Below are 23169 nucleotides of genomic sequence, written 5' to 3'. Positions count from 1 at the left end.
TTTGCCCACCCTACTGCTTCTGAGGCAAGCGCAGATGGACCAGGACGTCGCAGCGAAAGAGCAGCCCCGCTACATCAAGCTCAACGAGCGCGACAATGTGGCGATCGTGGTCAATGATTTCGGGCTTCCCGCCGGCTCCCGCTTCGCCTGCGGGCTGACGCTGCGCGCCTTCGTGCCGCAGGGGCACAAGACGGCACTGGTCGACATCGCGGAAGGCGCCCCGATCGTCCGTTATGGCGAGATCATCGGCTACGCGCTCTCCCCGATATCAGCGGGCGAATGGGTGGACGAGGCGCGCATCCGCATGCCGGAGGCCCCTGCCCTCGACAAGCTGGAGATTTCGACCGCCGTTCCCGCGCCGCTGCCGCCGCTCGAAGGCTTCACCTTCGAAGGCTTCCGCAATCCGGACGGCTCGGTCGGAACGAAAAACATCCTCGCCATCTCCTCCTCCGTGCAATGCGTCAAGGGCACGATGGAATATGCGGTGAAGCGCATCCGCGCCGAGCTGCTGCCGAAGTATCCTAATGTCGACGACGTCGTGCCATTGACGCACGCCTATGGCTGCGGCGTCGCGATCACCGCGCCCGACGCGGTCGTACCGATCCGCACCCTGCAAAACCTCGCGCTCAACCCGAATTTCGGCGGCGAGATTCTGGTCGTCGGCCTCGGCTGCGAAAAGCTCGCGCCGGAGCGGCTGGTGCCGGAAGGTGTCAGCGATGCCATCGTGCGCATCCAGGACGAAGCCTTCGACGGCTTTGGCGCGATCGTCGATGCGATCATGACCCAGGCCGAAGCGCGGCTGAAGGTGCTCAACAGCCGCAAGCGCGAGACCTGCCCGGCCTCGGACCTCGTCATCGGCCTGCAATGCGGCGGCAGCGACGCCTTCTCCGGCGTCACCGCCAATCCCGCCGTCGGCTTCGCCGCGGATCTGCTGGTGCGCGCCGGCGCGACCGTGATGTTCTCGGAAGTGACCGAAGTGCGCGACGCCATCCAGCTGCTGACCCGCCGCGCCATCAACGAGGACGTCGGCCGCGCACTGGTGCGCGAGATGGCCTGGTACGACTCTTATCTTGCCCGCGGCGGCGCCGACCGCAGCGCCAACACCACGCCCGGCAACAAGAAGGGCGGCCTCGCCAACATCGTCGAGAAGTCGCTCGGCTCGATCGTGAAATCCGGCTCGAGCGCGATCACCGGCGTGCTCTCGCCCGGCGAGAAGGCGACGCAGAAGGGCATGCTGTTCGCGGCAACGCCCGCCTCCGACTTCATCTGCGGCACGCTCCAGCTCGCCTCCGGCATGACGCTGCAGGTGTTCACCACCGGCCGCGGCACGCCTTACGGCCTTGCGGCAGCGCCCGTGATCAAGGTCGCGACCCGCAGCGAGCTCGCGCGGCGCTGGAAGGACCTGATCGACTTCGATTCAGGCAGCATCGCCACCGGCGAGAAGACCATCGAGGAATGCGGCTGGGACCTGTTCCGCCTGATCCTCGACGTCGCCTCCGGTCGCACCAAGCCGTGGTCGGATCGCTGGGGCATCCACAACGATCTCACGCTGTTCAATCCGGCGCCGGTGACCTGAGGGTCACTGGCCGTCGATCAGGTGCATGTCGCCGAGCGTGACGGGTAGGCTGCGGGTGATGAGGTCCGCAATCGCCGCGCGCAGCCGTTCGCTCGAAGCCGGACCATCGAACGTCGCGTCGACCGTGCCGCTCGGGCCGGCAATCCGCATCGTCGCCGTATTGTCGAGCGGCGCGGCGGCCCGCTTCTCGATCACGTCGAACGACTTGCCGTCGATGACGCGGACTTCGTACAGCGCGTGGATCAGCCCGTAATCCGCAAACAGGGTCCGGTATTCGGCGAGCCCGACGCCCTCGACGTTGCGGCCGTTGCCGAGCTTCGACTTCGCCCGCGTGATCACGATGTAGGCGTCCAGGCCCTGCGGAGAGACATCGCTGCGAACGAGCTCCTTGAACGGATCGCTGCGCAGGAGATTGACGGGCGTAACCGGCGAATCCCTGACAGCGGCGAACGCGACGCGCCGATAGCTCACTGCCTGCACCCGAAAGCGGCCGCTCAGGAGCCTCGTCGCCTGCTGCACGATGAACTCGTCCAGCCCCCACGCGCTGATCGAAGCGCTTTGCTCTGTCTTGCCGAACCCTGTCAGGCCGGCCTGTGTCAGGCTCATCTCCTCGCCGATGGCCGAGATGATACCGACCGTCTTGATCGCCTGCAGCCGGCTCGCGCGCGTCTCGAACGCTGCGGCGGCGCCGAGCACGACCGAAGCGATCGCGACGGCAACACATAGGATGACCTTGCTACGCATGGCGGCCTATCGAATCCTGAAATCGAACGAATAGGACGCACCCAGGCCGACGGTGGTCTGGTTCGACGATCCCCGCTGCTTCACCAGCGGGCTGTCCGCGGCATCGCCCAGCAGCTTCTCGTACTCGACATAGGCATGGACCTCCCACTGCGGATTGATGCGGTAGGAGATCTGGCTGCCGAAGCCGACCGAGTGCGCACCGCCCCTTGCGTCATACATCGGCAACCCCGATGCCAGCGCCTGCACCGCATCGACGCCGAAATACGGCGCGGTCGCCTTGGTGCTCTTCCAGGTGAAGCGCGGGCCCGCCGAGATCGTCAACCTCTGGATCAGCGGCACGATGACGTCGGCGGAGACATCTGCCACCGCGCCGGTGTGGCCACCGAAACCCTGGCGCAGTTCGCTGCGCAGGCGCAGCCAGTCGACCGGATAATATTCGACGAAACCGCCGAGCTCGTAGGCCGCCTTGACGTCGCCAAGGCCGGTCAGCTCGGCATATTTGTCGCTCTTGCGCGAGGAGACGTATTTGAACGCAGGGCCCGCGCGGAAATTGCCGACGTCGAGCAGCGCGATGCTGGCGCTGTCGCGAGGCCCGCGAAACTGGTCGATCGATCCGGCGCGACGGATGGTGAAGATCGGGATCGGGAGAAACCTCCCGTTCTTCGACCCGACGAAGTCAGGCGTGTATTCGCCGCCGATGCCGACCATGACGGTCCAGTTGCCGGAGGGCGACGGCAGCATCGGCAGCTCGAATGGCGGCGCCGGCAGGGTGAATGCGGTCTGCGCCGATGCGGACTGAGGAATTGCGGTGATCGTGCCGAGTGCGGCAAGCAAGGCGGTCGTCCGCCGCACGTTCGCCGTGAGGCGGTGAGCGGCTTCGTCGAGATGCGTCATTACGGGGCCCCGGACCGGCCGTCCTGGCCGAGTCGACTGGTGTGGTCTGGAGCCCCAGCATGTGATCCGGCAAAATTGCCCCAACATTGCAACGAGTAATCGCCCCTGCGACATTCCGCGCCGACGGTGCCGCCGGACCAACATTGCCCGAACATTGCAGGACTGGACTCAGCCCCCCAATTTTCGCCGCTGCGTCCGGTCAGCTCTCTCGCTGCCGCCTTTTATTCGCCAAGCTCGCTGCCTTAAACGGAACTCGCGCACGAACCGAAATGCCGGACTTCGGTCAGGAAGCGTCAAGATCGGGGCCTATGGCTCCGGCAGAGTCAAGGACGACCCGCGTGCGCTCCCTCGTGATCGAAGACGAACCACAGATCGGCGCCTATGTCAGCCGCCTGCTCGGGCAATTGCACGGTATCGTCGACCTCGTCGGCTCGATCGCCGATGCTCGCCAGGCACTGGACAATTTCAAATATGATCTTGCGATCGTCGACCGAATGCTGCCCGACGGCGATGCGCTGGAGGTGGTCACGGCGCTGAGCCAGTCGCCGGAGCGTCCGGCGATCATCATGCTGACGTCCAAGGACACCAAGGAGGATGTCGTCGATGGTCTCAATGGCGGTGCCGACGATTATCTCGGTAAGCCGTTCGAGCCGCAGGAGCTGCTTGCGCGGGTGCGCGCCGTGTTGCGCCGACCGCGCCTGCTCGCGCCTTCGGTGCTGTCGCTCGGCAATGTCGAGCTGCATCTCGGCAGCAACGAAGTCGTGGTCGCCGACAGGAAGATCCTGCTGCGGCGGCGCGAGGCGCTGATCCTGGGCGCACTGCTGATGCGCCGCGACCGCGTCATCACCCGCGCCGCCCTGATCGAGGAGATCTACGGTTTCGACGACGAGATCGAATCCAACACGCTCGAAGCGCAGGTCTCGCGCCTGAGGAAGAAGCTGGCCGCTTTCGGCGGCGACGTGGAGATCCGCAGCATGCGGGGCATCGGTTACATCCTGCGGCTGGCAACGCCGCGATGACGTCGATCGCCCGAACGTTTGCGTTCTCGCTCGGTATCGCCGCCACAGCGATCTTTCTGACCATGGTCGCGATCTTCGTCTCGAGGTACCCGTTGGAGGAACGCGAGTTCAGGGCCTGCCGGGTCGTGGCCGCCGTTCTCGATCGAGCCACTGATTTCGACGGGCAAAACCTGACGATACGTCCGACTCCCGCGCTCGAGGAATTGAAGGCGGACAGTCCAAACCTCTGGTACGTCGTGTCCGTGGGCGATCTCGTCAGCGAGTACGGTGGCGAGCACCGGCCGCCTCTCCCCTTCGCCTTTCCCTATCGCGGGCCGGTCGGCCTGTCCGTCTTCAGCACACACGACCAAAAGAGCACGTTCTGTCTCGCCGTTGCGCAACGGGGCTCCTTGCGGCTCACGACGATGGTCGGCGAGCCTCAGGTCCGCTTCGGCCGGATGGCAAGAAGCTTCCTCGTCAGCAGGATTTTTTCGATCATGCTGGTGGCGCTGGCCTTTGCGGCGACCGTCGCCATCGGTTCAGCTCTTGCTGCGCGTTTCGTCTCGCGCGGCATCGAACGGGTCGCGCACCGCGCGCTCGCGATCGATCCCTCGGCCCCGCGAGGTTTGATATCGCTGTCCCAAGTCCCCTCCGAGTTGAAGCCCCTGGTCGAGGCGCTGAACCGCGCGTTCGGCGAGATCGACGCCTATATCCGGATGCAGCGCCGCTTTCTCGGCAATGCCGCCCATCAGCTCCGAACGCCGCTCACGCTGCTGCGCGCGAAGATCGACGACGTGTCCGATCCGGTCCTGAGGACAGAGCTGGTGCGCGACGTCCGCCGCCTGACGTCGCTGGTGTCCGCCATGCTCGACCTGGCGCGCCTGCAAAATCACGCGATCGAAAAGCGGCCGATCGATCTTGCCGAGATCACGCTGGACGTGCTGGCCGATTTCGGTCCCTCGGCGCTCGACGCCGGCATCGAGCTTGCGCTGGAGCGCGCCGAGGAAGGCCCAGTGCTGGTGCAGGGCGTCGATGCCGCCATTCGCAGTGCGCTCGCCAATCTCGTCGGCAACGCGCTGATCCACGCCCACGGCGCGCGACGCATCGTCGTCACGCTCGACCGCCGCAGCATCTCGGTTGAAGACGACGGCGCAGGCCTGCCCGACGGCGCCGAACAAAAGCTGCTGGAGCCGTTTCAGACCGGCAACACCGCAGGCGGCGGCGCCGGCCTCGGCCTGTCGATCGTCCGCGAGATCATGGCCGCCCATGGCGGCGAGCTCGTCATCTCCTCCGCACCCGGCCGCGGCACGACGATGAGCCTGCGTTTTCCCGAACCGACGGCGGCGACGACTTCTCGGCAGCTCGATCTGGAAGCACGCTAGCAAGGCGCCCCTCGGCGAAACCGTCCGGAAACATTTGCGCGAAAAACATCTTCCGCGTTTCATCCTTTCGTCCAACGCAACCAAATAGATCGCCGGCGGCCTCCGAATGTTCGCACACGAGCGAACCTGTCGCGGCATCGCGGCGACCAAACCTCCGATTGACATCTTCAACGGAGATTTTCCAATGCGTTTTCTTTCGATGATTGCCGTCGCCGGTGCGATGATTGCGAGCTCCAGCGGCGCGTTCGCCGGCGAGCTTCCGTCTTACGAAGTCAAGTCGTTTCCGATCTCGACGACCCAGGTGCAGGTGCTCGGCGGTGCCGGTGTCGAGGAGCAGTCGGCCGCGCCCACGATGATCGTCGCCGGCATGCCCGCCTCCCCCGCGCAAGTCTCGGTGCTGTCGCCGCGCGTCAAGCGGCTGGCGAGCGCGGGCTCGGAGAGCGAGGCGCGCTGACGGCTCGCGCCGGGACACACCGCGCGGGGCAGCGCGACCTACAAATTGTAGCAGCGAACCCTCACGTCATGCTGCCCGGCATGAAGCAGCGCACGCGCGGATGACCGTCGACGTAGTGCTTCCACACCATGGTGCGGCCGATCTTGTTCGGCACGGTGATCACGGCGCCGTCGGGCACCACGACCCATTCGTCGTCGAGATGCACGCGATAACGTCCTTTGTCGGATTCCCAATCGACATCGGCGACGACGTAGCCGTCGGCATCCGAGCAGCACTGTCCGTATTCGCTGTGCAGGCTCTCGAACCAGGGCTTGAGCGGCGAGTTGGCGTAGCGCCCGTCATCGCGCGCCAGCGCCGACGTCGCCAATAGCGCCAGCAGCGTCGCGGCACATAGTCTTGCAAATCGCATGTCGTCTTCCCGCGGATCACAATGACGCCGCGAGGGGACAGGCGGTGTCGCCCGCCGGCCACGCCGTCAGGCAGGCATGGACATGGCGACTCGTTCCCCCAGCAGCTTTGCGACAGCTATGCAAATCCGGCGCCAACGCGCATTCCGGGGAACTACGGCAGAAACGCGCAACGGCATGCGCCTTTCGACGGAAGCGTCCGTCGGGCGAAATCGCCGCGGCGACGACTCTCAGGAATGCAAGGACAGCCTACTGCCTTGGCGCGGGCGCATTCATGGCTCCGCCCTTCTTCGCCGCAGGCGTGGGCGCCGGCTTGGTCGCGGCGGCCTGCGCGGGCAGATACTTCGCAACGATGGCGGGATCGACCTGGGCGAGGTTGGCGTCCGGCAGACGCTGCCAGGTCTCGTCCTTGCCGAACAGGGAAATGCCGAGGAAGCCGCGCATGGTCAGGGTCTGGCCATCGGGGCTCACCGTCATCTTGGCCTTCCAGATGTTGCCGTCGCGCGGATTGACGACGTTGCCGCCCTCGTACTTCAAGCCGTCGCGCTTCATGTCGCGGATGAAGGAGAGCCCGAGCACCGGCTGGTTCTTGCGATCGTCGGTGCACTTCGCGCAGACCTCGTTCGGATTGTCGCCGGGCCGCGGAAAGGTTTTTGCGATCACGCCTTCGAAGATGCCGTTATGGTCGATGAAGAGGAACCATCCCACCGTCTTGCCGTCTTCGACCTTCTGCCACAGGCCCGCGGCGGTCGGCTGCTGCGCCTGTGCCGCAGCCGGGCTCACCGCGCCGATCGACAGCGCGAGCGCGAGCAGCGGGAGCAGCCGACAGCTGGAAAAGAGATTCCGCATTATGATCACCTTGCTAAGCGGCAACTGGAATGGCTGCAGACTACGGCGATTTCGCGAACGATTCCAGCACCAGAAACATGGGGCATCGCCCGTGCGCACCCTCGCGGTCAGTTGACACCCAGCTTCTTTTGCAGGCTGGAGGACGAGGTCGTGTACTGGAACACGAGCCGCTTCTCCGGATAGACGTAGCGATGGGCTTTTTGCGACATCAGTGCGCCCTCATGGAAGCCGCACAGGATCAGCTTGATCTTGCCGGGATAGGTATTGATGTCGCCGATGGCGAAGATGCCTGATACGTTGGTCTCGAACGCCGATGTCTCGACCGGCACCAGATTGTTCTCCAGTGCAATGCCCCAGTTCGCGACCGGACCGAGCTTCATGGTCAGGCCGAAGAACGGCAGCATGGTGTCGCAGACGATTTCGCTGACGTTGTTGTCGTTGCCCTTGACGGTGGCGCCGGTCAGTTGACCATCGGCACCTGACAGCGCGGTGACCTGGCCGAGCCGCAGATCCATCTTGCCGCCGGCGACCAGCGCGCGCATCTGCTCGACGCTGTGGGGCGCGGCGCGAAAATCGTCACGACGATGGAGAAGCGTGACGCGCTTGGCCAGCGGATGCAGATTGAGCGTCCAGTCCAGCGCGGAATCGCCGCCGCCGACGATCAGCACGTTCTTGTCGCGGAACGTCTCCATCTTGCGCACGGCGTAATGCACCGAGGTGCCTTCATAGGCCTCGATGCCGGGCACCGGCGGGCGCTTCGGCTGGAACGAGCCGCCGCCGGCCGCGATCACCAACACCTTGCATTCGAACACGTTGCCGGCATCGGTGGTGCAGCGAAACATGGGATCGCCGATCTTCTCCACCGTCTCGACCATCTCGCCGAGATGGAAGGTCGGGTGGAACGGCTTGATCTGCTCCATCAGCGCATCGGTGAGGCCCTGGCCGGAGACCTGCGGAATGCCGGGAATGTCGTAGATCGGTTTTTCCGGATAGAGCTCGGCGCACTGGCCGCCGACCTTGTCCAGGATGTCGACGAAATGCGCCTTCATGTCGAGAAGGCCGAGCTCGAAGGCGGCAAACAGGCCGCACGGGCCGGCGCCAATAATCAGCACATCGGTTTTGATCACGTCGCTCATGTCGTCTCTTTATCGGTCGTTATCGGTTGGACGGCGCCCGTCGGGCAGAGGTGACCCTGCCTGTCTAGCCAACGGGGATGGATCAGGGAAGGCATAAAAGCGGGAGCGCCCCGCAGCCGCGCCCACTTGCCGGGTCAGGATAACTGGGCTGTAACGGGCATGGATATGACGGAGATCAATCGGTGAACGCACCAAGCCGCCTCGATACGACGCCGCGCCTCGAGGACTACCCCTACCGCCTCAGCGACAATGTCCGGTTCGGCGATCTCGATCCCAACCAGCACGTCAACAACGCGGTCTACGCCACCTATTTCGAGACCGGCCGTGTCACGCTGATGAAGCTTCCCGAATACGGGCTGACCCCGCCGGGCCTCGCCTGGATCATGGTGCGGCTCGACATCCATTTCCGCGCCGAGCTGCACTGGCCGAACACGATCGAGCTCGGCCTCGGCGTCGTGAAACTCGGACGGACGTCGGTGACCTTCGAACAGGTCGTGTTCTCGAACGGGAAGTGCATCGCCTCGGCGACGTCCGTCGGCGTCCTGCTCGACGAGACGACGCGGCGGCCGGCGCCGCTGACAGCAGAGATCGTCGAGAAGTTCAGGCCCTGGCACAAGTGCGGCATCGAGGTCGCGCCGCTTGCACCTGATTCATTCGGAACGATCAGGCCTGACGTTCCGGCGTTGCCACGACGAGCCCGTCGAGCTCGTCGGAAACCTTGATCTGGCAGGACAGGCGCGAGTTCGGGCGCACGTCGAAGCCGAAGTCGAGCATGTCTTCTTCCATCGGCGTCGGGCTGCCGACCTTCTCGCGCCAGGCTTCGTCGACATAGACATGGCAAGTCGCGCAGGCACAGGCGCCGCCGCATTCGGCTTCGATGCCGGGAATGCTGTTGCGGATGGCGGCTTCCATCACGGTTGCGCCGTTCTCGATTTCCACCGTGCGGGTTTCGCCCTTGTGGTCGACAAAGTGAATCTTGGCCATGTGTGCTCGTGCTGCCGCGATGTTGGGGAAAAGGAGTATCGGGGCTGTCCTATAACGGGTCGGTCAGGGCCGCGCTATAGTGTTTTCAAGCGAAGTGGACCCCGTTTCGCGCAAGGGAAAATGCGTCCAAACAGAAGGTCGACGCGCAAGGCGCCCGCGTGAATGGGGCTTGCCAGCCTAGTGCTTGAGGATCGCCGCGATCGCGGCGCGCACCTCGGCCACGGCCTCTTTCAACGCCGCGAAGGCATGCGGCCGGTCATGGCCGGTCCGGATCGCCATCTCGAGGCTGGCGGCCGCGTCGGCGACCGCAAAGGCGCCGATCCCCCTCGCCGAGCCCTTGAGCTTGTGCGCGAGCGCGCCGGTCTCGGCCGGCAACGCGGTCATCGCGGCGAGCAGGCGGACCGCCTGCTCGGCGAACATCGCAAGCACTTCCTGTTCCAGCTCGGCGTCGCCGAGCGTCATCTGGGAGAGATGGTCGAGGTCGAGCGGGCTGTCGACGGGCGCAAGCGGGGGCGAGGGCATCCAGTCCATCCGTTGCAGTTCAGGCGTCATGGCGCAGGCCCCGGCATCGCGCGACTGTTCCGCCGGTCCGGCGGTGAGTTCACCTCCACCCAAGCATGGAAATGGTTAACGAAATGTTTGGGCCGCTTTACGTAATTCTGCCCGTTTATTGACGAAAAGTTGCCGCAATCGGCCAAGTTCCATGGGGAATTGTATTTATTGCTAAGGCGTTACGGCGCGATCCTGTTAACGATGATTAAGATTGTCTTAATCGTGGGCATTTCATTCGCGACGCTCTGCCAATAGGATGTTGCGGAAATTAGCGGACAAGCCGTCCGGGTGGGGACGGCTTGGAGATCCGCACAAGCGGCATGATCCGGTCTGTGGGCTTGCGTCGCGCGCAGGGCTCGCGGGGGGCGTGTACTAGTAACGAGGGCTCGGACTGAACATGGCGAACACTCCCAAGAAGGTCAAAGACCCGACAGAAGTTGCACTTTCTGCGATCCAGGAAGCCCTGAACATCAGCGATACGGCCGCGGACACCAGCCGCAACGCCGCGATGCGCAACGAGACCGCACCTGCGGTAACACCGCCGCCGCCCCCGTCCTTCGACGAGCCGGCCTTCGAGCCGCGTCCGGCCGCCAACGAACGCGCCACCGTGTTCGATCCGATCGAGGAGCCGCGCACCGCGCGCCGCGCCGCCAATGACGACCGCGAGACCATTGGCCAGCTGCTCCAGGCGCTTCAGAAGGGCCGCCCTGCCCGCAGCGTCTACACCTTCGCCACCATCTTCGCCGGCGTCTGGCTCGCGGCTTGCGCTGCGCTGACCGTCGGCTTCCTGCCCTCGATCCAGGCCGCCATGGGCCAGAGCGGCGGCGTGCTGGTCATCGCCGGCCTCTTCGCGATGTTCTTCGCCCCGATCATGCTGTTCTATTTCCTGGCGAGCCTCGTTTGGCGCGGCCAGGAAATGCGCATGATCGCGCAAGCGATGGCGCAGGTCGCGATCCGCTTCTCCGAGCCGGAAGGCTCGGCCTCCGATTCCATGGTCACCGTCGGCCAGGCCATCCGCCGCGAGGTCGCGGCGATGGGCGACGGCATCGAGCGCGCGATCGCACGCGCCGGCGAGCTCGAGACGCTGGTCGCCAACGAGGTCGCCGCGCTCGAGCGCGCCTACAGCGACAACGAAGTGCGCATCCGCGCCCTGCTCCAGGACATCGCCCATCAGCGCGACAACCTGGTCGGCCAGGCCGAGCAGGTCCGCAGCGCCATCTCCGGCGTGCAGATCGATCTGCGCCACGACATCGCGCTGATCTCGGACGCGATCGCCTCGCGCGTCGACGAGGTCGCAAAATCCATCACCGGCGCGCTGGAAGAGCGCGGCGCCCACATCACCAGCGCCTTGAGCAATGCCGGCGACAACATGATCCTGGCGCTCGGCGAGCGCGGCGGCGACCTGCTCGACCGCCTCGAGGAAGCCAGCAACGAGACCACGCGCGCCGTGCTCGATGCCAGCGAGCGGCTGACCACCAGCCTCAACTTCAAGACCGGCCACGTCCACGACGAGTTCGTCGACCTCGCCGACCGCGTCCACGAGATGCTGAACGAGCGCATCGACCGCATCACCGGCGAGTTCGAGCAGCGCTCCGCCGCGATCGTCGACGGCATCTCCGAGCGCACCGAGCAGGTGCACGATTCCCTGAAGAACTCGTCGGACTCGCTGCTGCTCGAGCTCGAGCTGCGCTCCAACGACCTCTCCGCCAAGATCGACGACGCCGGCAACCGCCTCGCCGGCCACATCATGACCAGCGGCGACAAGGCGAGCGAGGCGCTCGACGCCACCGTCAACGCCCTCGTCGCCAAGGTCGTCAGCCAGACCGAGACCGCGCACGATTCCCTCTCGCTGCAGATGAGCGCCTTCGACGAGCTGGTGAAGAATCAGGGCTCCGAGCTGGTCGAGAAGTTCGCCCGCGACTCCGGCACGCTGGGCGCGCTGATCACCCGCCACATCTCCGAATTCGACCGCACCGTGAAGACGTTCGGCGGCGAGATCGTCGAGCGCATGGGCCAGCGCACGCAGGACATCCACGAGTCGCTGAAGACCTATGTCGACAATTTCGACACCCGCTTCACCTCCAACGGCGGCGAGATCACGGCCGTGCTGGACCAGCGGCTGGTGCAGTTCGAGACCACGATCGGCGAACGCGTTTCCAACTTCGACGCCTCGCTGCACGGCAAGATCGCCAGCCTCGACGGCACGATTGAAGGCCACATCAAGACCTTCGACGAGCAGCTCGGCTTCCGCGTCAGCGCGCTCGAGGAGTCGTTCGATACCCGCGCGCGGTCCGTCACCGAGACTATCGACGGCCGTCTCAACACGCTCGCGACCTCGCTGACCGACGGTGCCGCGCAGGCGATCCAGTCGATCGACTCCCGCCTCACCCACCTCACGACGTCGCTGACCGACGGCGCATCGCAGACCATCCACACCATCGATACGCGCCTGACGCATCTGACGACCACCCTCACCGGCGGCGCCTCGCAGGCGCTCGAGTCCATCGACACCCGCCTCACCTACTTGACGACGGCGCTGACCAACGGCGCCTCGCAGGCCATGCAGTCGATCGACACGCGCCTCGGCCTGTTGACCTCGACGCTCACCGACGGCACCGCGCAGGCGATCGAGGCGGTCGACCGCCGCATTACCGGCGTCGCCGAGATCATCGACGGCCGCAGCACGCATCTGACCGACACGGTCACCGCGCGCTTCCAGGACATCCAGCAGGCCATCGAGACCAAGGTCGGGTCGGTCGCCAACGACATCGACGTGCGCGTGGCGCAGTTCGAGGACCTGCTCGGCTCGCGCGTCGAGGCCGTCGCCGGCCGCATCGAGAGCAGCGGCCGCCAGGCCAGCGAGGACATGATCTCCCGCGCCGAGATGATCTCGACCGCGATCCGCTCGCATGTCGAGGACGCCGAGCGCTCGCTCACCAACCTCGTCGTCAACACCAGCGAGACGATCCAGACCGGGGCTCGCACCGCCCAGCAGTCGCTGATGACGGTCTCCTCCGACGTCAACGCCCAGCTCAAGATGACCTCCACCGAGGTCGAGCGCGCCCTGACCGCGGTCGGCACGGGAGCAGCGAACTCAATCCTGACCAGCGCCCGCGAAGCGCAATCGAGCCTGGTCGCGGCATCTGGGGATGCGTCGAACCAGATCAAGGGGCTCGCAGCCGATGTCGAGCGCACGCTGTCGGCGGCCGGTTCCGCCACCGCAGCCTCGATCCTGGCCGGCGCCCGCGAAGTGCAGACCACGCTCGTCACGGCGTCTTCGGACGCGGCCAACCACGTCAAGACGCTCACTGCCGACGTGCAGCGCTCGCTGTCGCTGGCGGGCACCACCACCGCCGAATCGATCACAGCCGGGGCCCGCGATGCGCAGAGCGCGCTGATTGCGGCCTCCACCGAGACTGCCAACCAGATCAAGGCGCTGTCCTCCGACGTGCAGCGTTCGCTTACGATGGCCGGCACCTCGACGGCCGAGATCCTCACGACCGGCGCTCGCGAGGCCCAGAACACGCTCATTGCCGGATCGGCGGACGCGGCAAATCAGGTCAAATCGCTCACGGCCGAAGTACAGCGCTCGCTCTCGATGGCCGGCACGACCACCGCCGAAACCATCACTGCAGGCGCTCGCGAAGCGCAGAACATGCTGGTCACCGCGTCGTCGGACGCGGCGAGCCAGGTCAAGTCGCTCGCGGCCGAAGTGCATCGCTCGCTCTCGCAGGTCGGCCAGACCACCGCCGAGACGATCACCACGAGCGCCCGCGACGCCCAGAGCACCCTGCTCTCGGTCTCCGCCGAGCAGACCAGCCAGGTCCGCTCGCTCGCGGCCGAGATGCAGCGCGCGCTGGCGACCGCCGGCGGCGCCACCATCGAAGCGCTGACCAGCGGCGTGCGCGAGGCCCAGGGCACGCTGATCTCCGCATCGACCGATGCGGCGAGCCAGATCAAGTCGCTGACCACGGACATCGAGCGCACGCTGACCGCGGTCGGCGCCGACACCGCCTCGACCATCCTCAACAGCGCGCGTGAGGCGCAGACCTCGCTGACCTCGACCTCGGCGGATGCCGCGAGCCAGATCCGCACGATCTCGACCGAGATCGAGCGCGCGCTGAGCGCGGCCACCGCGAATGCGACCAGCGACATCCAGAGCAGCGCGCTCAACGCCCAGAACGCGCTGATCTCCGCCTCCAACGAGGCGAGCTCGCGGGTCAAGTCGAGCTCGGCCGACGTCGAGCGCTCGGTGCTCGCCGCCTCGAGCAGCTTCGGCCAGGCCATGACCGGCAAGACCGATGAGATCGTCACCTACGTGCAGCAGCAGGCCGACCGTCTGTCGAACATGATCGACGCCAAGCGCGGTGCGCTGGTCGACGCGATCGGCTCGAAGACCAGCCAGCTCACGCTCGACATCGACCGCGTCACCTCCGACGCGCTGAAGTCGATCGAGACGCGCGGCCACGCCTTCTCGCAGACCATGATGGGCAACGGCTCGGAGGTCGCCCGCACCATCAACGCGGCGAGCGAGATCGCCACCGGCGCGGTCGGCAAGTCGCTCAAGGACCTCGAGCAGGCCTCGCGCGCGGCGATCGACCAGTCGCGCCAGGTCTCGATCGCGGCCGTCACCGAGATGCAGGAGACCAGCAAGATCCTGCGCACCGACACGGTCGCCCTGTTCGAGCGCCTGCGCGAAGGCAACATCCTGCTCCAGGAGGTGCTGACCGGTGCGCACGACAACCTCAACTCGCTCGAGCGGGCGCTGGTGACGCGTGTCGCCGACTTCGTCTCGGCGATGAACGACGTCACCTCGCGCAACGGCGCGGCGACGCAGAACCTGGAAGACCAGCTCAACGTCTTCAACAGCAAGACCACGAAGGCGCTGCAGGACCTCGGCGAGCTGTCGACCCAGTTCGACGCGCACGGCAAGGCGCTCGTCGACGCCGCCCAGGTCGTCGAGCAGAGCAACAAGAACACCACCGCCTCGCTCGCCGAACGCAAGCAGGCGCTGGAATCGCTCGTCACCACGATCGACCTGCGCACGGCCGATCTCGACCAGCGGCTGTCGCGCTTCACCGGCCTGCTCGACGAATCGCTGGCCGCCGCCGAGGAGCGTGCCCGCGACATCGCCCGCGTCGTCGCCGAGACCGCCGGCGCAGGCTCGGCTGCGATCACCCGTCAGTTCGAGGCGGTGCGCGTGGCCTCCGAAGAGGAGCATCGGCAGACCATCGAGGCCATGCACGACATCTACCGCCAGACCACCGACGAGGCGGATGCGATGTTCAAGCAGTCGACCGAGAAGTTCACCAACCTCGTGTCCAGCATGAAGCAGATGGCGTTCGAGATGCACAACGAACTCGAAGCCACCCGCAACGAGCTGCGCCGTGGCGTGCTCGAGATGCCGCAGGAGGCCGCCGAGAGCACTGCGCAGATGCGCAAGGTGATCGTCGACCAGATCGAGGCGCTCGCCGAGCTCAACCGCATCGTGGCCCAGCACGGCCGTGGTCTCGACGTCTCGACGACGGGCCGCGCCTCCGTCGCCGTCCAGCGCCAGGAAGAGCCGATCATGGCAAGCGCGGGCGGTCGCGGCACCGAGACGCGCATGCGCGACACCGGCAGCGCCTCGACGCTGCCGCCGCCGGACCTCGGCATGCCCGCCCCCTCGCGCCGCACCGAAGCGCCGTCGGTCGCGCCTTCCAGCAACGACCAGGGCCGTGACGGCTGGCTGTCGGACCTGCTCAACCGCACCGACGCCAACCAGGGCGCACCGAACGGCCGAGAGGCTCCCCGTGGCCGCGCTGCACCTGCGCAGCAGCCGCAGGCGTCACAGAGCAGCAGCAATCCGCTGGAATCGCTTTCGCTCGACATCGGCCGGCTGATGGACCGGAACCTCGCCGCCGAGATGTGGGACCGCTACCAGCGCGGCGAGAACAAGGCCTTCACCAAGCGCCTGTACACGCCCGCCGGCCAGAAGGCCTTTGACGAGGTCGCCCGCAAGTATCGCGCCGACCGCAACTTCAAGGGCACGGTCGACCGCTACGTCGCCGAGTTCGAACGCCTGCTCGACGAAGTCGCCCGCGACGGCCGCGGCCCGCAGGAGCTGCGCAGCCACCTGACCTCGGAGACGGGTCTGGTGTACACGCTGCTGGCGCACGCGGCGGGCCGGCTCGGGTAAGCGGCGGGAAGCAACGAATAGCGAATGACAACGGAGGCCTCTCGGCCTCCGTTTTTGTTTAAGCGCGTCATTGCGCTCGTAGCCCGCATGGAGCGCGGCGGAATTCGGGGGCCAAGCGAAGAACCCCGGATTACGCTTGCGCTCCATCCGGGCTACGGGCTGCGCATTGGGAAATTGCGCGATCTCCACAAACTCGTCATTGCGAGGAGCGAAGCGACGAAGCAATCCAGACTGCTTCCGCTGAGACAGTCTGGATTGCTTCGCTTCGCTCGCAATGACGAGGAGAACTCGGCGGACTACACGCCTACTGGCGCCTCGGCGCCGCTACCGGCTTCGGCGGCTCGGGCGGCGGGGCGGCTTGCGATGAGTTGCTGGCGCCGAACAGCACGCGGGTCGGGTTGCGGTCGAAATTGTTCACGGCGCGGCTGATGTCGCCGAGCGTGCGGCGGCCGTCCGTCATCAGCGCGCCGGAGCGCTTGTCGAAATCCTCGGCGAGCTCGCGGATCGACTTCACCGCCAGGAACAGCTCGCCGCCGTCCTTGCCGCCGGCCAGCGTGTTGAGGCCGAGCATGAGATTGTCGGCTTTGAGCATCACGCCGTCGACCTTGGCCATCACGCCGTCGATCTTCTCGGAGTTGCGCGCGAGCGAATTGGTGAAGGTCTCCAGATTCTTCAGCGAGTTCTTCACCGACTCCTGATTGTCGGCGACGATCTTGTTGATGTTCTGCAGCGTGGCGCGGATCGCCTCGGTGACGTCCTGGAGCTTGTTGGGGTCGGCCGTCAGCGTGGGGATGCCGTCCTCGTCGAGCGGCGGCGGCGGTGCCGCCTCCTCGCCGCCCTTGAGCGAGATTGCGGCCACACCCGTCAGGCCCTGGAATTCGAGGCCGACGAGCGTGTCCTTGCGGATCGGGGCGTTGTTCTCGACCATGGCGAGTGCGACAACCCGCCGCGGATTGTCCAGCTTCACCGAGACCACCTCACCCACCCGGATACCGTTGAAGTTGACGCTGCCGCCGTTGCGCAGGCCCGCGGCGGGGCCCTCGAACACGACACGCAGCGGGCTGCGCTGCTTGGTGGTGTGCAGCGACTGGAACCACAGCACAAAGCCGATCGCCGCGGCGATCACCGCCAGCGTGAACGACCCGATCAATACGTAATTCGCCCGCGTTTCCATCAGGTGCTCCGGCTACTCAACCCAGCTACTCAACCCATGACCGCGCGGGCGCGCTTGCCATGGAAATACTGCCTCAGCCAGGGATGCTGCGAGGCCTGCATGTCGGCCATCGACCCTGCAGCAATGATCTTACCGTTCCCTAAAACGGCGATGCGGTCACATGCTGTGTAAAGGCTATCGAGGTCGTGCGTTACCATGAAAACCGTGAGCCCCAAAGTGCGCTGGAGCGTCCTCACCAGCTCGTCAAAATCGCCGGCGCCGATCGGGTCGAGGCCCGAGGTCGGCTCGTCCAGGAACACGAGGTCCGGGTCGAGCGACAGCGCCCGGGCGAGCGCCACGCGCTTGATCATGCCGCCCGAGAGTTCCGACGGGAAGCGCTCGGCGACCTCAGGCTTGAGGCCGACCATGGTGAGCTTGGCCATGGTGATCTCGTCCATCAACCGCTGCGAGACGCGAAGATATTCGCGCATCGGGAACTGGATGTTCTGCCGCACGGTGAGCGAGGAGAACAGCGCGCCCTGCTGGAACAGCACGCCCCAGCGCCGCTCGACATTGCGCCGCTGCGAGGTGCTGGAGGAATCGAGGTCGACGCCGAACACCTCGATGGAGCCCGCGACCTTCGGCACGAGGCCAATGATGGTGCGCGTCAGCACGGACTTACCCGCGCCCGAGGGGCCGACGAAGCCCAAAATCTCGCCGCGCTTGACGTCGAGGTTGAGGCCGTCGAGCACGCGCGTCGATCCGAATTGCACGGTGATGTCGCGGACGCGGATGATGGGATTTTGAACAGCGTTTTGGATTTCTTGCGCCATCATCACATCCCGATCGAGGCGAAGAAGATGGCGAACACGCCGTCCATGACAATGACGAAGAAGATGCCCTTCACCACAGAGGCCGTGGTGTGCTGTCCGAGCGATTCCGCACTGCCTTGCACGGCGAGCCCTTCGACGCAGGCGACGATGCCGATCACCGCGGCCATGACCGGTGCTTTGACGATGCCGACGATGAAATGATCGATCGAGATGGCATCGCGCAACCGCAGCAGGAAAGCCTCGGGATCGACGCCGCCATACAGCCAGGCAACGAGTCCGCCGCCATAGAGCGCGGCCATCGCGCCGAGGAAGGCGAGGATCGGCAGCGCCAGCACCAGCGCCAGCATGCGCGGCAGCACCAGCACTTCGATCGGGTCGAAGCCCATGGTGCGCAACGCGTCGATCTCCTCGCGCATCTTCATCGAGCCGAGCTCGGCGGTGTAGGCGCTGCCCGAGCGGCCCGCGACCATGATCGCGACCAAGAGCACGCCGATCTCGCGCAGCACCAGCACGCCGAGCATGTCGACGACGAAGATGTCGGCGCCGAAGCGGCGGAAATGGAAGATGCCCTGCTGGGCGATGATGCAGCCGATCAGGAAGGTGATCAGCACGATGATCGGCACCGCGCGCCAGCACACCTGCTCCATGTGGTGCACGGTCGAGGTCAGACGGAACGAGCGCGGATGGATCAGCACGCGGAAGCCTGCGGCGAGCACAGCGCCGAGCATGTCGATGAGGCCGGACACCGTGCCGCCAAGGCCGGACACGGCGCGGCCGATCTGCTCCAGCATGCCGGTGATGGTGATCGTTGAGGTCTCGATCACGGGCGTTGCCCTGACCCGCCGGACCTCGTCGACGAGGCTGGAATAATTGGCCGAGAGCCCTGCGATCTGCGCCTCGACCGGCCCTTGCGTCAGGCTGCGGCGCAGCCGCTCGATCAGCCAGGCGCCGAAGGTGTCGAGCTTGGCGACCTCGGAGACGTCGATGAAGATGCTTTGCGGGCCGCCGGCGAGCTTCTCGGCGTCGGCCACCATCCGCTCCAGGACCGGCGCGAAGCTCGCGGTCCAGGTTCCGGTGGCGCAGAGGGCCAGCGCGTTGCCTTTGGCAATCCGCTCCAGCTTGGGATCGCCGTTCAAGATGTCCGCTCCCGTGCCGGGGCGGAGAAAATCAGATGGTTGCGCACGCGCCCTTACCTAGAGAAGGTATCCCCAACTGGCCATTGTTAGTTGCTAGAGGTAACTAGCAGGTTCAGATTTCGCCAGAGTTCAAAATGACTTCCAGCAAAGTTCCGGCACTTAGGTCGCAAATCGAGCGCTTTCCGATTGCCGGCAGTTTCACCATCAGCCGGGGCGCCAAGACCGAGGCCGTCACCGTCGTGGCCGAGGTGAGCCGGGACGGCCTGACCGGCCGCGGCGAGTGCGTGCCCTATCCCCGCTATGGCGAGACCCCCGAGGCGACGCTGGCCGCGATCCAGGCCATGGAGGACGCGGTCCGGGGCGGCCTCGACCGGGAGGCCCTCCAGGCCGCCATGAAGCCTGGCGCAGCCCGCAACGCCCTGGACTGCGCCTTCATCGATCTGGAAGCCAAACAGGCCGGATTGCGGGCCTGGAGCCTGCTCGGCCTCCCCTCGCCGGGCCAGCGCACCACCGCCTTCACAATTTCGTTGGGTACCCCAGAGGCGATGGCGGCGGCGGCCGCCAAGGCCGCGCACCGACCCCTGCTCAAGATCAAGCTCGGCGGCGACGGAGATGTCGCGCGGATCGCGGCCGTCCGCAAGGCCGCCCCGGAGTCTGAGCTGATCGTCGATGCCAACGAGGCCTGGGCCGAGGCCAATCTGGAAGCCAACCTCGCGGCCTGTGCCGCCGCCGGCGTCACGCTCGTGGAGCAGCCGCTGCCAGCGGGCAAGGACGACGCGCTGGCACGGATCAAGCGGCCGCTCGCGGTCTGCGCCGACGAAAGCGTGCATGACCGTGGTTCGCTCGCGCCCTTACGAGATCGCTACGACGCCGTGAACATCAAGCTCGACAAGACCGGCGGCCTCACCGAGGCGCTGGCGATGGCGGATGCCGCGCAGGCGCTCGGCTTCGAGATCATGATCGGCTGCATGGTCGCGACTTCGCTGTCGATGGCCCCTGCCATGCTGGTGACGCCGCAGGCCCGCTTCGTCGATCTCGACGGCCCGCTGCTGCTGGCGCGCGACCGCAATCACGGGCTTCGTTACGACGGCAGCCTGGTCTATCCGCCGGAGCCCTCGCTCTGGGGATGAGCGATCAGCCGATGCCGCGCCGACCAGATCACGAGCGCGCCGGCCGCGGCCATCGCGGCCATCACGTAATAGAGGCCGTCGCCGATCCGCGCGTAGATCGCGCCTGACGCGATCGAGGTTGCGGCGCCCAGCAACCCGTTGCAGGCGGCATAATAGCCCTGCCCGCGCGCGATCTGATGCGAGGGCACGCGTTGCACAAGCAGGCTCATGGTGCCGAGGATGGTCATGCCGAAGGTGAATCCATGACCGAGCTGCGCGAGCGCGAGCAGCGCGAGCGGCGGCTCGTTGGCGGTGACGATCCAGCGCAGGACGGCGCTTAAGCCCCCGATCGCGATCATCGTGGACGGATGCAGCGAAAAGCGCGGCGACAGCGCGAACACGACGATCTCGGCAATCACGCCCAGCGTCCACAACCCCGCGATGGTCAGCCCGCCGAGGCCATGGAGCTGCCAGTTGATGGCCGAGAATGTGTAATAAGCGACGTGGCTGCCCTGGATCAGCGCGGCCGAGGCGATCACGGCCCAGAAGCCAAGATCGCGCAGCAGCGCCGTGTCGGCACGCGCCTCGGCGCTCTTGCGCCTGACATCGTCGAGTGGCTGCAATAAGAGGCTCGCGAGCACCGCGACGACGGCCCAGGCGACGATGACCCAGATCAGATCGCGCGCCGCGATCACGTCGACGAGATAGCCGCAGGCGAGCGAGCCCGCAGCGAAGGCCGCCGAGCCCCACAGCCGCAACGGGCCATAATCAAGCCCGTAGCGGGCGACACCGCGCAGCGCATAGGCATCGGTCAGCGGCATCGTCGGCGTCCACATCATGCAGGTCAGCGCATAGATCAGGAACAGCGCCAGCGGCTGCTGCTGCAGGGCCACGGCCGCAAAACCGATCGCGGTCGCCAGCACCGACACCATCATGCCGGCGCGAATGGCGCGCCGCTTTTCGGCAAAGGCGGTCACTTGCGGCAGCGTGGTGAAGCGCGTGATCGCCGGCAGCGCGTTGATGAGGCCGATCCAGCCGGCGTCGATGCCGATCGCCTTCAGCCAGACCGGAAAGAACGGCAGATGCGTTCCCGATACCGCGAACACGGCCGAGTAGAACAGCGCAAGACTGACGGCGAATCGCCGCTTCACGGCTGCTGGCGTGGGGATTTGTGATTCGGACTGCATCAAACCAATTGCGATTCGGTCGATATCGTGGTGATCGTTAGTGTAACGCGCACTGATTTGCGCGACGAGATTGTCATGGCCAATGAAGCATTCGCCCTTTCGCCCATGTCTGCCCGCGCGGCCGAGCCGAACGAGCAGGATTACGACGCGATCCGCGAAGCCTTCATGGAGACCGCGCGCGGCCGCTGGTTCCTCGGCGAATATGCCAAGCGCAACCGCAATGCCGACACACGCATGGTGCTGGATGCGGTCGCGAAAATCGAAGAAACCCTTGCCGCACAGCGACAACCCGTCGTCGAGGACCGCCTGCCCGAAGCGCTGGTGGAGATCCGCCGTGCCATCCGCGAGGCCGAGACGATCGCGATCGCGGCGTTCGATCCCGCCGCGATCGAGGCCAGCCTCGCCCCGATCCCGCGCGGGGTGCGCATCATCAAGGAGATCTCCTGGCGCTGGCGCGAGATCGGCGCCGACGGGCGAATCTGCGACCTCATTGATTCGCAGCTCGCCTCGATCGAGGCCGCCTGCGGGCAGATTTCGACCGTCGACCCCCGCGTCGAGCTCAAGGCCGCATTCGATCTGCTCAGGGAACGGATCGAGCAGACCGAGGGCGGCGCGATGCCGCAGGCCGCGCATCCCTCGCCGGCGCCTGCGCACGACACACCGCCGCCGGTCGCAGAGACTGCGGCTGTCGAGCCCGCGCCCGCCGCGATGGCGAGCGAAGCCCCCGTGGCTTTTGCGGAGACTCAGCCGGACATCGCGGCAGCTCCCGAGCCCGAAGCAGCCGTGGAGACGGCCGGTACGCCTGCGGCGTCCGCGATCGCCGAGCAGGCCATCGATGCTGCCGTTGCGCCGGAGATCGCAGCCGAGCGCGAGAGCGCGCCCGACGACGTCGCGGTTGCAGACATCGCGTTTGAAGAGCCGGTCGCCGAGCCCGCTGCTGTCGCGGAGGTGACCGACGCGTTCTCGCTCGACGCCGCGGCGGAAGCCGAGGACGAAGCCATACTCGAAGCCATCGCGCTCGAGATGGCCGCGCCCGATCCCGAGTTCGACGAGATCATCGAGCCGATCGAGATCGCAGCCGCTGCTCCGGAGCCGATGGCGGCGGAGACTGCAGGGCCCGTTGCGGTCGAGGTCGAGGTGCCGGTTGCCGCTGCTCCGGCCGCACCGGTCGCGGCGGATGCCGCAGAAGACGCACCGATCGCGATGGAGTCGCTCGCGCGCCTCACCAACGCGATCGCCGAGGCCGCCGCCGAGGTGATGGAGCAGCCGGCCCCGGCCATGGCCGCCGCCGCAAGCTTCGGCACCGCGCCGACCGCGACGCTGCCGATGCCCTCGCCCTTGTCTGCGTCCATGTCCGCGTCCTTGCCCGAGCCGTCGCTCGGCGCCACCATCCTCGCCAGCGGCATGCTGCAAAAGCCCCGCGCCGCCGCCAACGATCCCCTCGCCCCGATCCGCCGCATGACCCAGGCCGAGAAGATCGCGTTCTTCTCGTAACGGGCAAGCGCTCACTCCACACCGTCATTGCGAGCGCAGTGAAGAGGCGAGCGCCTCAGGCGCCGCACTCGCGATTGTGACGCTCACGCGTCGATCCCATGAC

Annotated in this window: 18 protein-coding genes and 1 pseudogene; 8 read left to right on the top strand and 11 right to left on the bottom strand. The window is 66.3% G+C overall.

Annotation, left to right across the window (positions count from 1 at the left end; genetic code table 11):
* Nucleotides 1–34 precede the first annotated feature (34 nt).
* A complete protein-coding gene (gene garD, locus AAFG16_RS19170) occupies nucleotides 35–1576 on the top strand; it encodes a galactarate dehydratase (protein ID WP_342740216.1) in 1542 nt (513 codons plus the stop codon).
* Nucleotides 1577–1579: 3 nt separating this feature from the next.
* Here garD and AAFG16_RS19165 read toward each other — a convergent pair whose 3' ends face one another.
* Both AAFG16_RS19165 and AAFG16_RS19160 read right to left on the bottom strand, forming a co-directional pair.
* Nucleotides 1580–2272 carry a hypothetical protein gene (locus tag AAFG16_RS19165; protein ID WP_283085857.1) on the bottom strand — a complete coding sequence of 231 codons (693 nt, stop codon included), beginning with the start codon at nucleotides 2270–2272 and terminating at the stop codon, nucleotides 1580–1582.
* 54 nt (nucleotides 2273–2326) lie between these two features.
* Nucleotides 2327–3214, bottom strand: a complete 888-nt coding sequence (locus AAFG16_RS19160) for a MipA/OmpV family protein (protein WP_342740215.1) — start codon at nucleotides 3212–3214, stop codon at nucleotides 2327–2329.
* 338 nt (nucleotides 3215–3552) lie between these two features.
* Between AAFG16_RS19160 and AAFG16_RS19155 the strand changes: the two genes are divergently transcribed.
* The 3 genes from AAFG16_RS19155 (at nucleotide 3553) to AAFG16_RS19145 (ending at nucleotide 6048) form a co-directional block, all read left to right on the top strand.
* Entirely contained in the window at nucleotides 3553–4233 is a 681-nt protein-coding gene (locus AAFG16_RS19155; RefSeq protein ID WP_283085855.1) for a response regulator transcription factor, read from the top strand.
* Nucleotides 4230–5594, top strand: a complete 1365-nt coding sequence (locus AAFG16_RS19150; RefSeq protein WP_283085854.1) for a HAMP domain-containing sensor histidine kinase — start codon at nucleotides 4230–4232, stop codon at nucleotides 5592–5594. The genes AAFG16_RS19155 and AAFG16_RS19150 overlap by 4 nt, the downstream gene beginning before the upstream one ends.
* Nucleotides 5595–5778: 184 nt before the next feature.
* Complete coding sequence (locus tag AAFG16_RS19145) at nucleotides 5779–6048, top strand: hypothetical protein (RefSeq protein ID WP_283085853.1); 270 nt, start codon at nucleotides 5779–5781, stop codon at nucleotides 6046–6048.
* Nucleotides 6049–6109: 61 nt separating this feature from the next.
* On the opposite strand, the gene AAFG16_RS19140 is transcribed toward AAFG16_RS19145, so the two are convergent.
* The 3 genes from AAFG16_RS19140 to AAFG16_RS19130 all read right to left on the bottom strand — a co-directional run bounded on the left by AAFG16_RS19140 (nucleotide 6110) and on the right by AAFG16_RS19130 (nucleotide 8440).
* A complete protein-coding gene (locus AAFG16_RS19140) occupies nucleotides 6110–6457 on the bottom strand; it encodes a hypothetical protein (RefSeq protein ID WP_283085852.1) in 348 nt (115 codons plus the stop codon).
* 247 nt (nucleotides 6458–6704) lie between these two features.
* The gene (locus AAFG16_RS19135; protein ID WP_283085851.1) at nucleotides 6705–7304 is read right to left on the bottom strand and encodes a DUF2147 domain-containing protein; all 600 of its coding nucleotides are present in this window, start codon (nucleotides 7302–7304) and stop codon (nucleotides 6705–6707) included.
* Between the two features lie 107 nt (nucleotides 7305–7411).
* Nucleotides 7412–8440 carry an NAD(P)/FAD-dependent oxidoreductase gene (locus tag AAFG16_RS19130; RefSeq protein WP_342740214.1) on the bottom strand — a complete coding sequence of 343 codons (1029 nt, stop codon included), beginning with the start codon at nucleotides 8438–8440 and terminating at the stop codon, nucleotides 7412–7414.
* Nucleotides 8441–8622: 182 nt separating this feature from the next.
* Here AAFG16_RS19130 and AAFG16_RS19125 point away from each other — a divergent pair.
* Nucleotides 8623–9078 (top strand): annotated as a pseudogene (locus AAFG16_RS19125) (thioesterase family protein); the annotation flags it as partial.
* 25 nt (nucleotides 9079–9103) lie between these two features.
* On the opposite strand, the gene AAFG16_RS19120 reads toward AAFG16_RS19125, so the two are convergent.
* Both AAFG16_RS19120 and AAFG16_RS19115 read right to left on the bottom strand, forming a co-directional pair.
* A complete protein-coding gene (locus tag AAFG16_RS19120; protein ID WP_008143731.1) occupies nucleotides 9104–9424 on the bottom strand; it encodes a 2Fe-2S iron-sulfur cluster-binding protein in 321 nt (106 codons plus the stop codon).
* 177 nt (nucleotides 9425–9601) lie between these two features.
* A complete protein-coding gene (locus AAFG16_RS19115) occupies nucleotides 9602–9976 on the bottom strand; it encodes an Hpt domain-containing protein (protein ID WP_283085849.1) in 375 nt (124 codons plus the stop codon).
* Between the two features lie 397 nt (nucleotides 9977–10373).
* Here AAFG16_RS19115 and AAFG16_RS19110 point away from each other — a divergent pair, with 397 nt between their 5' ends.
* On the top strand, nucleotides 10374–16154 hold the full coding sequence (locus AAFG16_RS19110; protein WP_342740213.1) for a negative regulator of septation ring formation: 5781 nt from the start codon (nucleotides 10374–10376) through the stop codon (nucleotides 16152–16154).
* 304 nt (nucleotides 16155–16458) lie between these two features.
* On the opposite strand, the gene AAFG16_RS19105 is transcribed toward AAFG16_RS19110, so the two are convergent.
* From AAFG16_RS19105 to AAFG16_RS19095, 3 genes are read right to left on the bottom strand one after another with little or no spacing between them, the layout of a single operon-like run.
* Complete coding sequence (locus AAFG16_RS19105) at nucleotides 16459–17328, bottom strand: MlaD family protein (RefSeq protein WP_342740212.1); 870 nt, start codon at nucleotides 17326–17328, stop codon at nucleotides 16459–16461.
* A gap of 29 nt (nucleotides 17329–17357) precedes the next feature.
* On the bottom strand, nucleotides 17358–18140 hold the full coding sequence (locus AAFG16_RS19100; protein WP_283085846.1) for an ABC transporter ATP-binding protein: 783 nt from the start codon (nucleotides 18138–18140) through the stop codon (nucleotides 17358–17360).
* A gap of 2 nt (nucleotides 18141–18142) precedes the next feature.
* Nucleotides 18143–19276: an ABC transporter permease gene (locus AAFG16_RS19095; RefSeq protein ID WP_342740211.1), complete on the bottom strand. Its 1134-nt coding sequence runs from the start codon at nucleotides 19274–19276 to the stop codon at nucleotides 18143–18145.
* Between the two features lie 134 nt (nucleotides 19277–19410).
* Between AAFG16_RS19095 and dgcA the strand changes: the two genes are divergently transcribed.
* Complete coding sequence (gene dgcA / locus AAFG16_RS19090) at nucleotides 19411–20406, top strand: N-acetyl-D-Glu racemase DgcA (protein ID WP_342740210.1); 996 nt, start codon at nucleotides 19411–19413, stop codon at nucleotides 20404–20406.
* On the opposite strand, the gene AAFG16_RS19085 is transcribed toward dgcA, so the two are convergent.
* Nucleotides 20376–21572, bottom strand: a complete 1197-nt coding sequence (locus AAFG16_RS19085) for an MFS transporter (RefSeq protein WP_342740209.1) — start codon at nucleotides 21570–21572, stop codon at nucleotides 20376–20378. The genes dgcA and AAFG16_RS19085 overlap by 31 nt on opposite strands.
* A gap of 75 nt (nucleotides 21573–21647) precedes the next feature.
* Here AAFG16_RS19085 and AAFG16_RS19080 point away from each other — a divergent pair, with 75 nt between their 5' ends.
* On the top strand, nucleotides 21648–23066 hold the full coding sequence (locus AAFG16_RS19080; RefSeq protein ID WP_342740208.1) for a hypothetical protein: 1419 nt from the start codon (nucleotides 21648–21650) through the stop codon (nucleotides 23064–23066).
* Nucleotides 23067–23169: the final 103 nt, after the last annotated feature.

Source organism: Bradyrhizobium sp. B117 (genome assembly GCF_038969555.1).
Lineage (GTDB): Bacteria > Pseudomonadota > Alphaproteobacteria > Rhizobiales > Xanthobacteraceae > Bradyrhizobium.
Note: the sequence above shows the minus strand (reverse complement) of the source record. Positions and strands in the feature narration are given on the sequence as shown.